The following is a 13,797-nucleotide window of genomic DNA, read 5'->3' as shown; positions in this document are numbered from 1 at the left end:
GTGCATTTACTGCGCTGACTGTATGAAAAAGCAGTGCCAGCTTTATCCAACCCATGGCGAAGCGATTTTTAATGGCTGGATGCGTAACGGTTCAGCTTATCTGAACTGTTACAACGTCTCAGCAGGCCTGTAAATTCACTCCATGAAAGGCTTTACATTTACGCTACCATTCAATCTTTTCCACCGGAATGGGGGATGGATTTTTTATGATCTCCGTCACTTTTCCGCTCCTGAACCGGATGACCCGGTCAGCCATGGGCGCCAGCGCAGAATTATGGGTAATAATGATGACCGTCATATGCTCCTTGCGGCAGGTATCCTGCAGAAGCTGAAGAATTTGTTTGCCCGTATTGTAGTCAAGAGCGCCTGTTGGTTCATCACAGAGTAAAAGCTTGGGATTTTTGGCTATAGCCCTGGCTATTGCTACCCTCTGCTGCTCACCGCCGGAAAGCTGTGCCGGAAAATTCGAGGTTCTCTCTGCAAGCCCTACTTTTCCCAAAACTGTAGCCGGATCCAGGGAATCCCTGCATATCTGAACAGCCAGTTCTACATTTTCAAGGGCTGTGAGATTTGGAACAAGGTTGTAAAACTGAAATACAAACCCCACATCATTACGTCTGTATGTGACTAAATCCTTTGCCTTTAATTCATTTACATGTTTTCCGTCTACAATGACTACTCCCTCAGTGGCACTGTCCATACCGCCCAGAATATTGAGGGCAGTGGTCTTTCCCGCGCCGGATGCTCCCAGGATCACTGCAAGCTCCCCTTTTTCCACGGAAAAACTGGCATTGTCCAACGCTCTGATCTCCACCTCATTCTTGCTGCCGTATATTTTTTTTACATTTTGGAATTCTATAAATGACACACTTCTATCCTCCCGGCTTCAGAGCGTATTTGATAATTGCTCTAATGTTAGTTCTCATTATATCGCCATTTTAGCTGTACCGCAATCAGGTTTTTTATGCCTGGAAATATTTTTGATAACTTTATTATTGGTCACAGTATGTTTCACCCGTGGTTTTTTGAATCGTAACACCTTTTAATATGAACAAGTTCTGCCATCTGCATCTGCCGTCTGTAATGTTTTCTTTCTTTGGGATACTTCCTTCCTACCGACTAGTTCCAGCCTTTAGGGTAGTTCCTCTATGCAGGGGGAGTTTGCATTACAGATGTGTTTCACCTTACAGGGGCAGTCCGCCTCGCAGGGTGAAAAACACAGAGCATTTTGGCATTGACCGGATATGGCGTTTACTTCGCATGGAGCAGCATCCTCTTGGGTAAAATGTTTCCTGAACAGTGACCTGTGTACAATAGCAGAACTTTTACTTTTTTCTGTATAAGTATTGACTTTTCCACTTTTTCATATTAATATATGAACAGATATTCATATGATTAATATACTATCATTACATAGGTAAAAAATATATTTGGAGGGTCCGAATATGAAACAAGATAAAAAAAATTCTTCCATAAGTCAGCAGAGGTATGAAAAAGAACCTAATCATGAACATCTGCATGATGAACACTGTGAGTGCGGATGCGGACATGACCATGGCGAGCATTCCCATGAGCACTATCACGATGAGCAACAACACCATGAACATTGCGACTGTGGGTGCGGACATGACCATGGCGCGCATTCCCATGAGCACTATCATGACACCCACCACCACGATGAACATTGTGATTGTGGGTGCGGGCATGACCATGACGAACATTCCCATGAGCAATATCATGACACCCACCAACATGAGGAACACTGCGACTCTGAATGCCAGCATGACCATGACGGGCACTCACATGATCATCTTAACGACAGCCACCAACATGAGGAACACTGCGACTGTGGGTGTCAGCATAACCATGACGGGCACTCTCATGATCATCTTAACGACAGCCACCAACATGAGGAACACTGCGACTGCGGATGTGGACATGACCATGACGAACATTCCCATGAGCATTATCACGATGAGCAGCAGCAACATGACTACTGTAACTGCGGCTGCGACCATGACCATGACGAGCACTCCCATGAACACCTTCACGACAACCGTCATCACGAGGAACATTGTGACTGCGGCTGCGACCATGACCATGACGAGCACTCTCATGAACACCATCACGACAACTGCCACCACGAGGAACATTGCGGCTGTGATCGCGACCATGATGAGCATTCCCATGAACACAATCGCGGCAACCATCACCACGAGGAAAACTGTGACTGCGGCTGTGAGCATGAACACGGACATGAGGAATCCCATCACACGCCTGGTCATCCCAAGGACTGCCAGTGCCAATTGTGCCACCCGCATGAGGAATACTGTGATATCTGCGGCGAGAGTCTTGCAAACTGCAAGTGTCATATGCCGGATGCCGACTGCGAAAAGAAAGTCTATATCCTGAAAAACCTGGGCTGTGCAAACTGCGCCGCTAAAATGGAAGCCAAAATCAAAGAACTTCCCGGTGTAGAGTATGCCACTATCACTTTTGCCACGAACCAGCTCCGCCTATCAGCCAGGGACCATGCATCCCTTTTACCGCGGATCCAGGAAATCTGTGCCTCTATTGAGTCGCAGGTAGATGTAGTGCCCCGCTTCAAAATGCCCGGTGCATTTACCACCAAAACATACCTGATCGAAAATCTGGGCTGCGCCCACTGCGCGTCCAAAATGGAGGAAAAGATAAACGCTCTCCCGGAGGTATCCAATGCCACCCTGACTTTTGCCACACACCAGCTCCGCGTCACCGCAAAACGTGACCCTGACATTCTGCTGGATCGGATCCAAAAAATCTGTACCGACATTGAGAGCGGTGTAACGCTCAAGGCAAAGGATACTACCCCGAAAAGTGCAGATACCCTGCCGATCGGGGACGTAGTCCCCCCCACAAGGGTGCTCTCACAGGATACAAAAACGATCCTTGCCCTCTGTACCGGCGCTGTCCTGTTCGTTGCAGGGGAAGTACTGGAACATATGGGTATGGAGATACCGTCCCTTTTAGTGCTTCTGACCGCCTATGTACTGTTGGGCGGAAGAATTGTCCTGACTGCCCTCCGTAACCTGACAAAGGGCCACGTGTTCGATGAAAACTTCCTGATGAGCGTCGCCACCATTGGCGCCATCATCATCCGGGAATACCCTGAAGCTGTGGGTGTAATGCTGTTTTACCGTATCGGAGAATACTTTGAGCACAAAGCTGTGGAGAGAAGCCGCTCCCAGATCATGGACGCGGTCGACATGAGACCGGAAACCGTCACCCTGGTTATCGGAGATGATACAAAGACCATCGCAGCCGGGGATGCAGTGGTGGGCGATATTATCCTTATCCGACCCGGCGACCGGATTCCTTTGGACAGCGTGGTGATCGAGGGTGAAAGCCGTATCGACACCTCCCCCGTGACCGGAGAACCCGTGCCTGTCAAAGCAGGATTCGGAGATGAACTGACCTCCGGATGCGTCAATACTTCCGGCCTCTTAAAGGTACGCGTTGAAAAAGTACTGGAGGAATCCATGGTGACACGTATTCTGGATTCTGTGGAGAACGCTGCTGCCAACAAGCCCAAAATTGACCGGTTCATTACACGTTTCGCAAGAGTATACACACCATTTGTTGTATTTCTTGCACTGGCAACCGCAATTATCCCCTCCCTGATCACCGGTGACTGGAACCATTGGGTATACACAGCACTTACTTTCCTGGTGATCAGTTGTCCCTGTGCCCTTGTTTTAAGTGTACCCCTTGCATTTTTCTCCGGGATCGGGGCCGGCTCCAAGAGAGGCATTCTTTTTAAAGGCGGCGTGTCCCTGGAAGCTATGAAGGGTGTAAATGCAGTTATTATGGATAAAACAGGAACCCTGACAGAAGGAAATTTTGTCCTGCAGACAGTTCTCCCTGCCGGCCATATGAACGCGGATGACCTTCTGGAACTCTGCGCTGCCTGTGAATCCACTTCCTCCCATCCCATTGCAAACAGTATCGTCACTGCAGCACAGGGAAAAGGTCTCCCCATCAAACGCCCGGATTCTGTGGAGGAAATCGCAGGCTGCGGAATCCATGCATTTATAAACGGTTCAGAAATTCTATGCGGCAACCGCAAACTGATGGAAAAGTTCCATATCCCTATGGAAAATATCTCCACTGACGGCCTGGGCGCAGAAGTCTTTGCCGCAAAAGATAAAACCTATGTAGGCTGCCTTGTCATCGCCGATACCCTGAAAGGGGATGCCAAATCTGCGGTTAAAAAGATAAAGGATATGGGCATCACCCCTGCCATGCTGACCGGTGACGCCCAGGAGACAGCTCTGGCAGTAGCCAAAGCAGCGGGCATTGAGGAAGTGCGGGCCCGTCTCCTGCCCCAGGATAAACTAAATGAACTGACACGGCTGCGCAACACATACGGCTCTGTCATGTTCGTAGGTGACGGTATCAACGATGCACCGGTACTGGCAGGTGCCGATGTGGGCGCTGCCATGGGAAGCGGTGCCGATGCTGCCATAGAGGCAGCCGACGTGGTATTTATGAATTCTTCCATGGAGGCAGTACCCCAGGCATTATCCATTGCCAGAGCCACCAGCCGCATTTCCTGGCAGAATGTTATCTTCGCCCTGATCATAAAAGTTTTGGTTATGATACTCGGTCTTTTTGGATTTGCGTCCATGTGGATGGCTGTCTTTGCAGACACCGGTGTTGCTATTCTGTGCGTGCTCAATTCCATCCGTATTCTTTATAAAAAGAACCTTTCATAATACATTAACAGGTCTGCCTGTATACCCAAAAGAAGCTGTACCCTGACTGAATATCCTGTCTGGGCACAGCTTCTTCTTTTACATCTGCTTTCTAACAATTTTATACTCATCATTCATCTGGAAGTAAGGACAGTTTTGGAAAGTATTGGTCATAAATCTGCCCATCTCGTCCTCGTCCAAATTCACGTCGCAGCTATAATAGCCGTATTCCTCATCATAGACATAATTACTGCAATATTCGCAGTTAGCTGTTTTCTTTTTTTCCATAATCCGCTCCCTTTTTCTATCTTTTGAATTATGTATAGCAGAATCTTCTCTTTTTGTCAAATTTCACTATAAATTTCCTATAAAAAACAGAAAAATTTATGATTCTATGATTTAAAAAAACTGCAAGTGGTGTTATAATGATTGGACGATATCCCTTTATAAAATCTTTATGTCAGGTATATTTTTTTTATACAATTTTAATTACTGGAGGAAGTTATGAAAATCATCATTTTAGGCAGTGGTAAAGTGGGCCGTACCCTTGCCGAACAGCTCAGCAACGAAGGACACAATATAGTTATGGTCGATATAATCGCCAAAAAGGTCCAGGACATTTCAGAAGACGCAGATATCATGGGCGTACTGGGCAATGCATCCAGTATTAATACCCTGCTGGATGCCGGCATCGAAACGGCTGACATCCTCATTGCGGTGACCGGTTCCGACGAACTGAACCTTCTCTGCTGCCTGATCGCCAAAAAGGTCAGCAAATGTCACACCATCGCCAGGGTACGAAACCCTGTGTACAGCAAAGAACTTGGCTTTATCAAGGAGCGTCTGGGCATTTCCATGATCATCAATCCGGAACATGCCGCAGCTATTGAGATCTCAAGGCTTCTGCGTTTTCCATCTGCCATTAAGATTGACACCTTTGCCAAAGGCAGGGTCGAACTTCTGAAATTCAAGTTAAAACCAGAATTTAATCTGGATCAGACCACTGTCATGGAAGTAGCAGAGCGCTATAAAAACAGTATCCTCATATGTGCGGTAGAGCGCGGAGACGAGGTGAGCATTCCCTCCGGTAATTTTGTTTTGAGAGACAACGACATTATTTCTATCATTGCCTCCCCGGTAAATTCCGCGCTGTTCTTCAAGAGGATCGGCATTCACACCCACCAGGTCAAGAGTACCATGATCGTGGGCGGCAGTACCCTCTCCTTTTACCTGGCAAAGCTTCTTCTGGCTATGAAGATCCGGGTATTGATCGTGGAGGCCGACAAGGACCGCTGCGAACAGTTAAGTGAGCTTCTCCCTGACGCGACGATCATAAACGGTGACGGCACCGATAAAAATCTTCTTCTGGAAGAAGGCCTGACACGTGTAGAATCTTTTGTAACACTCACCAACCTGGACGAGGAGAACATTCTCCTAGCTCTGTTTGCCAAAAAGAACAGCAATGCCAAGCTGATATCAAAAGTAAACCGTATCGCCTTTGACGATATCATTGAAGGCCTGGACATCGGCAGCGTCATATATCCCAAATATCTGACCGCTGATTACATCCTGCAGTATGTGCGGGCTATGCAGAACAGCATCGGAAGCAATGTGGAAACCCTCTACCAGATCCTGGACAACAAAGCGGAAGCTCTGGAATTCTCTGTACACGAGGACTGCACCTTCTTAAACATACCGCTTGCCGACCTGAATATCCGGGACAATCTGCTGATCACCTGTATCAACAGAAAAGGAAAAATCACCATTCCCCGGGGACAGGACAGTATTCAGCTTGGGGACACTGTGATCGTGGTCACCACTGTGAAGGGGCTGCACGACATTAAAGATATACTGAAAAATAAATAATTTACGAGGGATGAAATGAATTACTCAATTATTTCCTATATTATAGGATGGATCTTAAATTTTGAGGCACTTTTTATGCTCCTTCCCTGTATTGTCGCCATGATATACAAGGAATCCAGCGGGTGGGCTTTTGTGCTGGCCATGCTTCTGTGCCTCCTCATCGGCATACCTCTGACTCAGAGAAAGCCAAAGAACAAAATATTTTATACAAAAGAAGGCTTTGTCACCGTAGCGCTGAGCTGGATCGTGCTCAGTATCATGGGAGCGCTGCCGTTTATATTCAGCGGCTCCATTCCCAATGTTATTGATGCAATCTTTGAAACCGTGTCCGGATTTACCACTACAGGTGCCAGTATCCTGACGGAGGTAGAATCCCTTTCCCACTGTATCCTGTTCTGGAGGAGTTTTACCCACTGGATCGGAGGTATGGGGGTACTTGTATTTCTGCTCTCCCTGCTTCCTCTGACCGGCGGCGGCTACCATATGAATCTTATGAAAGCGGAAAGCCCTGGCCCCTCTGTCAGCAAGCTGGTTCCAAAAGTACAGTCCACCGCTAAAATCCTGTACGGCATTTATCTGGCACTTACCCTGTTGGAGATTCTTTTCCTTCTCTGCGGCGGTATGCCTGTGTTTGATGCACTGACCACTGCCTTCGGAACGGCAGGTACCGGTGGATTTGGTATCAAAAATGACAGTATTGCCAGTTATTCCACCTACATTCAGGTGGTTGTCACTGTATTCATGATATTATTCGGCGTCAATTTCAGTGCTTATTTCCTGATAATAAGCGGCAAGCTGAGGCAGGCCCTCCACATTGAGGAAGTGCGCTGGTATCTGGCTATCATTGCCATTGCCATCGTCACTATTACATTTAATGTGTACCATATTTACGGCAGTATCGGTGAATCCCTGCAGCAAGTGGCATTCCAGGTGGCTTCCATTATCACTACTACCGGATTTGCCACCACGGACTTTAACACGTGGCCGGAAATGTCCCGAACGATTCTGGTCATCCTGATGTTCGTGGGTGCCTGCGCAGGCAGTACCGGCGGTGGTATCAAGGTGTCACGTTTTGTCATTCTGATGAAGACCATCCAAAAAGAACTGCGTCAGTTCCTGCATCCGCGCAGTATCAAGAAAATCAAAATGGATGAAAAACTGGTTGAGCATGAGGTTGTCCGCTCCACCAATGTATTCATGATCGCCTATGTACTGGTGTTTGCTTTCTCTGCCCTGTTGATCAGTTTTGACAATCACGACCTGATAACCAATTTTACCAGTGTCGCCGCCACTTTGAACAACATCGGACCTGGACTTGAACTGGTTGGGCCTACTCAGAACTTCTCTATATTTTCCGGCGGAGCCAAATTGATCCTGATCTTTGATATGCTTGCGGGAAGACTGGAATTATTCCCCATCCTCCTGCTGTTTACCAGGGACACCTGGAAAAAATTCTAAAAAAGGCCGTTATCTGATAACGAAAATTTCAGATAACGGCTTTTTCTATTGTGCTGACATCTTATTAGTCCTGAAGAAACTTCTTGTCAAACTCCGGATTAAAATAATAGTAATTATTGGAATCCAGTCTCTCTTTTGTTCTCTCCAGTGCCTCTCCGAAACGCTGAAAATGCACGATCTCTCTTGTTCTTAAAAATTTAAGCGGTTCCCTTACTTCCGGGTCTGTGATCATACGCAGAAGGTTATCATATACCACCCTGGCTTTCTGCTCTGCAGCCAAATCCTCTGTCAGATCCGCAATGGCATCACCCTTTGACTGGAATTCCAGTGCTGTAAAAGGAACACCTGCCGCAGCCTGGGGCCACAGTGCCTTAGTGTGGTCAATATAGTAGGCGTCAAAACCTGCAGCCTGGGCCTGCTCCACCGTCAAATCCCTGGTAAGCTGATAAACCATGGCACATATGATTTCCATATGGGCCAGCTCTTCTGTGCCGATATCGGTCAAAAGTCCGCCTACCGATTTCACCGGCATGGTATAACGCTGAGCCAGATACCGCATGGATGCCGAAAGCTCTCCGTCAGGCCCGCCGTACTGGCTGATGATAAGCTGTGCCGTCTTCGGACATGTTTTTGTGATCTTTACAGGGAACTGAAGTCTTTTTTCATAAGTCCACATCAGATACACGCTCCTTCCCATGGCATGGGGCCTTCTCCCCAACATCCCATACAATCTTTTGTCAAAGCATAAAATTTTTCATCAAATGCTTTGAGAAGAACTTTTCTCTGTTCAATGAGTGTTTTCCTTAGGTCCATGGCCTCTGCGGATTCGGGATGGGTGTCCAGGTACAGGACCGTATCATCCAGGGCAAAACTCAGTGCACTGATCTCTTTCATCATCCGCTCCCTCTCCTGCTGCTCGGGGGATGCGTTTTCATCCGGTTTAAAACCTGTTTCATAAGGAGTTTCCTCCAATACAAAGAAAGGCTTGTTCAGCCCCGGAAAAATGGTTCCCGTTGCCAGTGCCTGTTCCCAATCATAGAGTGTCTCCCAGCTCTGAATGGGAACGGAGGCTATTGCAAGATGCTGCTGTTCCATATCATCGTCTCCTTTCTGCTGTGCAAATACTTTTTTTGACAAAAACCGTAACTGTTCAGTACCCTCACAGTTACAGGCAAAAATCCATGCAGAATCGCCTTTTGCATTTGGATGCCTTTGGCGATGGAATTTTTGCTTGGCCGTGGTACACTTTCTTATTGTCAACGCAATGAAAGCGCAGACCTACTGAATAGTTACCAAAAAACATCAAATTTTTCTCTGCATTGTTAGTATGCGCAGAAAAAAATCGTTTCACAAAGGTAGTTTTTTCAATTTTAAATATACCTTGACAGGCGAGGTATGTTTGTGTTTAAATGTAACTAAGAAAAGGAGGTATGCTATATGTCGATCGCTTCTGATTTGATTCGCGGCCATACCGATACTATTATTCTGGCACACCTGCTGGAAGGCGACAGCTACGGATATAAGATCAATAAAGAGATACAAAGAAAGACAAATCAACAGTACGAATTAAAAGAAGCTACCCTCTACACTGCATTCAGACGTCTGGAAGAGGCTGGCTGCATATCATCCTATTGGGGCAATGAGCTGACAGGTGCCCGTCGGCGCTACTATTCCATCACCCCGGAGGGAGAACGGACTTATGAACGTCTGAAGGAAGAATGGGACACAGCGAAACGATTAATTGATGTTCTGATCCAATCAAAAAAGGAGGAAGTAAAAGATGGAAAATAGACTCAGGGAATATATGGACAATTTATTCGGGGAAATTCCCCCCACCAAACAGGCCGTGGAGCTAAAAGAGGAGATTCTTCAGAACCTTATAGACAAATACCATGACCTTCTGGCTGAAGGCAAAAGCCCGGAAGCGGCATTTAATATTTCTGTAGCCAGCGTAGGAGACGTGGATGAGCTGCTGTCCAGTCTGACTGCCGGCTACAATCCCAACCCCTTCCCTGATGAAGAAAGCCATAAAAAACAGAAGCGCAAATCCGCCATCCTGTTCTCCTCAGCCATTATGCTTTATATCACATGTGTGGTCCCTGTCATCATTGCGGACAGTTTAGGCCACGATACCGTAGGTGTATGCCTCATGTTTCTAATGATCGCCGCTGCCACCGGTCTGCTGCTCTATAACAATATGACCCGCCCCCGCTATACTGCCAATGACGGCACTATCGTAGATGATTTCAGAGAATGGCAGGAATACAACGGCGGCAGCCGCCAGACTTTCCGGGCAGTCAACAGTGCCTTATGGAGTCTTGCCACTGTACTGTATATTATCATCAGTTTCACTACCATGCGGTGGAATGTAACCTGGATCATTTTTTTGATCGCCGCTGCGGTACAGTCTATCATCCGAGCAGCCTTTGAGCTGAGAAAGTAGGTAACCATGAATAGAAAAACATCTGCTGTTATACGCATAGTTTCCTGGTCTATTGTGGCTGTTATCCTGACAGTTGTACTTATCATGGGTATTTTAGGCAACTGGAGTGTCACCCTGTTTCCTTTTGGCAATCACACCTCTTCCGGAGGCTGGACCTACGCGGAAAGCGGCAAGTACACGGCCGGGCCCGCCGAACTTCCTGCGGATAAAATAAAGAACATAAGAGTAAACTGGTTAGACGGCAGCGTCACTTTATCTGCCGCAGATACCGATCAGGTCATTGTCAAAGAAACATCTTCACGGAAATTAAACACCAAAGAACAACTGCACTATTACCTGAAGGATGACACGCTTCTTATTGAATACCGCGGTGCCACCAAAAATATCATAACCGCTTTTGCCAACGGCCTTTCAAAAAAGCTGGAGATCCAGATTCCCAGGAAATATGCGGACTCCTTCCAGGAAATTCTTGTGGATGGTGTCTCCTCAGATATCAGCCTGGATAACTTGAAAACAAAAAAACTGTCCCTGGATAATGTGTCCGGAGATATCAGTCTTAAAAATGTGGAGTCCGACACCCTTTCCGCGGACACCACCAGCGGCTCCCTGATTTCCACAAATCTGATCGTCAGCGAAAATGCGGTTACCAATACTACCAGCGGCGACGTTATCCTGGATGGTTCTCTGACTGCTGTGCAGCACGACAGTGTATCGGGAGATTTACAGATCACCTCTGCTGCCTGCCCTGAAAATATCCAGGCAGACACCACCAGCGGAAGCGTAACCCTGAACATCCCCGACAATTCCGGTTTTACATTGGAATATGACACCGTAAGCGGTGACCTGGAGAGCGACTTCCCGACTACCGGTTCTGACTCCCACCGCACCTACGAGTCCGGCAAAAGCCACTTCCGGATCGATACGGTAAGCGGCAGCATCAAACTGAGCAAAACAAAATGAGTTACTGTTCACAGTATACTAAAAACGTAGCTCTTTGCACAGTAACGCGCTTCGCGATGCACAGATATGGAGCATTCTGCCCCATATCGCGCTGGCTAACTCGGGATTTTGCTTCGCATCGCGCAGCATCCCTTTGGGAAAACGCCTCCCGGTACAGTGGCCAGTGAACAGTAACCTAAATAATACTGCGCTGAAAACCAAATAATACTGCGCACAAACAAAATTGAGGAGCCCGCCAATACAGACGGTCTCCTCAATCTTTTACAGCCGCTAAAATCTCAATACTATCTTACTGCCCTTCCCAGGCTCACTGTTCAGCACGATCTTGGCGTGATGCAGCGCGGCTCCATGCTTCACGATGGAAAGCCCCAGCCCTGTTCCCCCGGTCTTTCTGGAATGGCTCTTGTCCACACGGTAAAACCGCTCAAAGATTCGCTCCTGCTCCTCTTTTGCTATGCCGATCCCGTTATCCTCCACACTCCACCGCACCCCGTCTTTTTCCCGGGCGAGCAGAACCTTCACGTATCCACCTTCTTTATTATATTTAATGGCGTTATCCACAAGGTTATACAGCATTTCATATAAAACGTGCCTTACCCCCTGGATCGTCACGCTCTTTCCTTCCATCAGAACCGTCACTCGTTTCTTTTTGGCAGGGAGCATAAGGGTCTGGCAGATATCCTGGGTCATTTCATACAGATCCACCTCTTCCAAAGGCATATTCCTGCTCTCATCCAGCTTTGAGATTTCAATAATGTCCTGCACAAGACTGGTAAGCCTGCTTGCCTCATCGTAAATCCTGCCTGCAAATTCCGGCACATCCTGAGGCTGTACCAGCCCGTCACGCATGATCTCCGCATAACCTGAAATGGACATGAGCGGGGTCTTCAATTCATGGGAGACATTTGCCGAAAATTCCTTTCGCACCAACTCCGCCTGTTTCAGTTCCTCTACCTGCTTGGCAATCTGCACATTCTGCTCATCCACCCGATTCAAAAGAGGCCGCAGTTCCTCATACGCCACATTCTCCAGCGGATGCTCCAGATCCAATTCATTGATGGGCGCGATCAGCCTTCTGGTCTGCTTCTCGACTACAAAAAAAGCCAGCGCCAGAATCGCGATCAGCAAAAGCCCCAAAAGCGTAAAGCTTGACATCATGGTAGACAAAACACTGTCTGTTGTCTTCGCTACCCGCAGAATATTTCCGTCATTTAATTTGACTGCATAATAAAAGGTCTGCTTTGACAGCGTCTGGGAAAACCGTACCACTTCCCCGGTCCCCTTTTCCAATGCCTGGATGATCTCGGGTCTGTCCTTATGGTTCTCCAGATCAGAGGCATCTTTTTCTGAATCATAAAGGATCGTCCCGTCAGGCCTTGCCAGAGTAATACGGCTTGTAGTCAGATCACCTGTGGTTTTGTTCAGATACTCCTCCCCCGTATTCTCCACCGCGTAGCGGATGTACTGGACTTCATTCCTGACATCCTGCTTCATATAATGATTGTATTTCCCGTACATAACAGCACTGGCCGCGAAAAAGGTCAGTATCACGGAAAGAACCACCATGATCCCTACGTGGTTCAGTATACGTTGTTTCATCTTCCATCTCCAATCCGATAGCCCACTCCCCGGATGGTCTCAATCAGGTTTCCGCAGTCTCCCAGCTTCTGCCGCAGTGTCCGGATATGTACATCCACTGTCCTTGTCTCACCGTCAAAGTCATATCCCCAGATATGTTCCAGCAGTCGGTCACGGCTCAGCACGATCCCCTGATTCTCCATCAGATAGCGGAGCATTTCAAATTCTTTCAGTGTCAGTTCCACTCTCCGCTGCCCATCCAGCACTTCATGCCTGTCCACATTTACGGAGAGATCTTCACAGCGCAGGATTTTGTCCTGATACTGCTTTTTACTTCTGCGGAGCACTGCCCTGACCCGGGAAATAAATTCCATCATACCAAAAGGTTTGGTAATATAGTCATCCGCCCCGCCGTCCAGCCCTCTCACCTTATCGTATTCCGCCTCCTTGGCAGTTACCATAATAACAGGGATGTCTCTGGTTTTGTGCTCTTTTTTCAATTTTTCCAGAATCGCATACCCGTCGTCACCGGGCAGCATAATATCCAGAAGTATCAGCTCCGGTATCTCACCCTCCAGTGCTGCAAACAATTCTTTTCCATCACTTAATCCCTTTGCCTGAAATCCGGTAGTGCCCAATGTATATACAAGAAGTTCCCGAATATTTCTTTCATCCTCCACACAATAAATCATATGCGCTCCCTTCTTCTGCCATCCTATCCTATAGACAGTATACGCATTTTTCAGGGAGCGCACAAGA

12 protein-coding genes are annotated in these 13,797 nt (G+C 47.5%); 6 read left to right on the top strand and 6 right to left on the bottom strand.

Going from position 1 to position 13,797, the window contains the following annotated elements:
* Positions 1-163: 163 nt before the first annotated feature.
* Positions 164-868, bottom strand: a complete 705-nt coding sequence (locus CI595_RS24035; RefSeq protein WP_095176143.1) for an ABC transporter ATP-binding protein — start codon at positions 866-868, stop codon at positions 164-166.
* Positions 869-2,372: 1,504 nt separating this feature from the next.
* On the opposite strand from CI595_RS24035, the gene CI595_RS24020 reads away from it, so the two are divergent.
* Complete coding sequence (locus tag CI595_RS24020; RefSeq protein WP_095176140.1) at positions 2,373-4,754, top strand: heavy metal translocating P-type ATPase; 2,382 nt, start codon at positions 2,373-2,375, stop codon at positions 4,752-4,754.
* A gap of 78 nt (positions 4,755-4,832) precedes the next feature.
* Here CI595_RS24020 and CI595_RS24015 read toward each other — a convergent pair whose 3' ends face one another.
* Positions 4,833-5,021 carry a DUF6472 family protein gene (locus CI595_RS24015; protein WP_065544566.1) on the bottom strand — a complete coding sequence of 63 codons (189 nt, stop codon included), beginning with the start codon at positions 5,019-5,021 and terminating at the stop codon, positions 4,833-4,835.
* Between the two features lie 216 nt (positions 5,022-5,237).
* Here CI595_RS24015 and trkA point away from each other — a divergent pair, with 216 nt between their 5' ends.
* Both trkA and CI595_RS24005 read left to right on the top strand, forming a co-directional pair.
* The gene (gene trkA, locus CI595_RS24010) at positions 5,238-6,599 is read left to right on the top strand and encodes a Trk system potassium transporter TrkA (protein WP_095176139.1); all 1,362 of its coding nucleotides are present in this window, start codon (positions 5,238-5,240) and stop codon (positions 6,597-6,599) included.
* 15 nt (positions 6,600-6,614) lie between these two features.
* A complete protein-coding gene (locus CI595_RS24005; protein ID WP_095176138.1) occupies positions 6,615-8,057 on the top strand; it encodes a TrkH family potassium uptake protein in 1,443 nt (480 codons plus the stop codon).
* Between the two features lie 64 nt (positions 8,058-8,121).
* Here CI595_RS24005 and CI595_RS24000 read toward each other — a convergent pair whose 3' ends face one another.
* Together CI595_RS24000 and CI595_RS23995 are read right to left on the bottom strand one after the other, a co-directional pair.
* Positions 8,122-8,733, bottom strand: coding sequence for a manganese catalase family protein (locus CI595_RS24000; protein WP_095176137.1), 612 nt, complete (start codon positions 8,731-8,733; stop codon positions 8,122-8,124).
* Positions 8,733-9,152, bottom strand: a complete 420-nt coding sequence (locus CI595_RS23995; RefSeq protein ID WP_095176136.1) for a spore coat protein CotJB — start codon at positions 9,150-9,152, stop codon at positions 8,733-8,735. The genes CI595_RS24000 and CI595_RS23995 overlap by 1 nt, the downstream gene beginning before the upstream one ends.
* Positions 9,153-9,494: 342 nt before the next feature.
* Between CI595_RS23995 and CI595_RS23990 the strand changes: the two genes are divergently transcribed.
* Genes CI595_RS23990 through CI595_RS23980 form a run of 3 tightly spaced genes read left to right on the top strand, consistent with a single transcriptional unit; the run spans position 9,495 to position 11,460 of the window.
* On the top strand, positions 9,495-9,848 hold the full coding sequence (locus tag CI595_RS23990) for a PadR family transcriptional regulator (protein ID WP_095176135.1): 354 nt from the start codon (positions 9,495-9,497) through the stop codon (positions 9,846-9,848).
* Positions 9,838-10,500 (top strand): permease prefix domain 1-containing protein, encoded by a 663-nt coding sequence (locus tag CI595_RS23985; RefSeq protein ID WP_095176134.1) that lies wholly within the window; start codon positions 9,838-9,840, stop codon positions 10,498-10,500. Before CI595_RS23990 ends, CI595_RS23985 begins: the two co-directional genes overlap by 11 nt.
* A 6-nt stretch (positions 10,501-10,506) precedes the next feature.
* Positions 10,507-11,460: a DUF4097 family beta strand repeat-containing protein gene (locus CI595_RS23980; RefSeq protein ID WP_095176133.1), complete on the top strand. Its 954-nt coding sequence runs from the start codon at positions 10,507-10,509 to the stop codon at positions 11,458-11,460.
* A gap of 270 nt (positions 11,461-11,730) precedes the next feature.
* Here the strand turns inward: CI595_RS23980 and CI595_RS23975 are convergent, their stop codons facing one another.
* Together CI595_RS23975 and CI595_RS23970 are read right to left on the bottom strand one after the other, a co-directional pair.
* A complete protein-coding gene (locus CI595_RS23975; RefSeq protein ID WP_095176132.1) occupies positions 11,731-13,059 on the bottom strand; it encodes a sensor histidine kinase in 1,329 nt (442 codons plus the stop codon).
* Positions 13,056-13,730, bottom strand: a complete 675-nt coding sequence (locus tag CI595_RS23970) for a winged helix-turn-helix domain-containing protein (protein WP_095176131.1) — start codon at positions 13,728-13,730, stop codon at positions 13,056-13,058. Before CI595_RS23970 ends, CI595_RS23975 begins: the two co-directional genes overlap by 4 nt.
* Positions 13,731-13,797: the final 67 nt, after the last annotated feature.

The sequence above is a fragment of the Blautia hominis genome, from assembly GCA_002270465.1.
Taxonomy (GTDB): domain Bacteria; phylum Bacillota; class Clostridia; order Lachnospirales; family Lachnospiraceae; genus Blautia; species Blautia hominis.
Note: the sequence above shows the minus strand (reverse complement) of the source record. Positions and strands in the feature narration are given on the sequence as shown.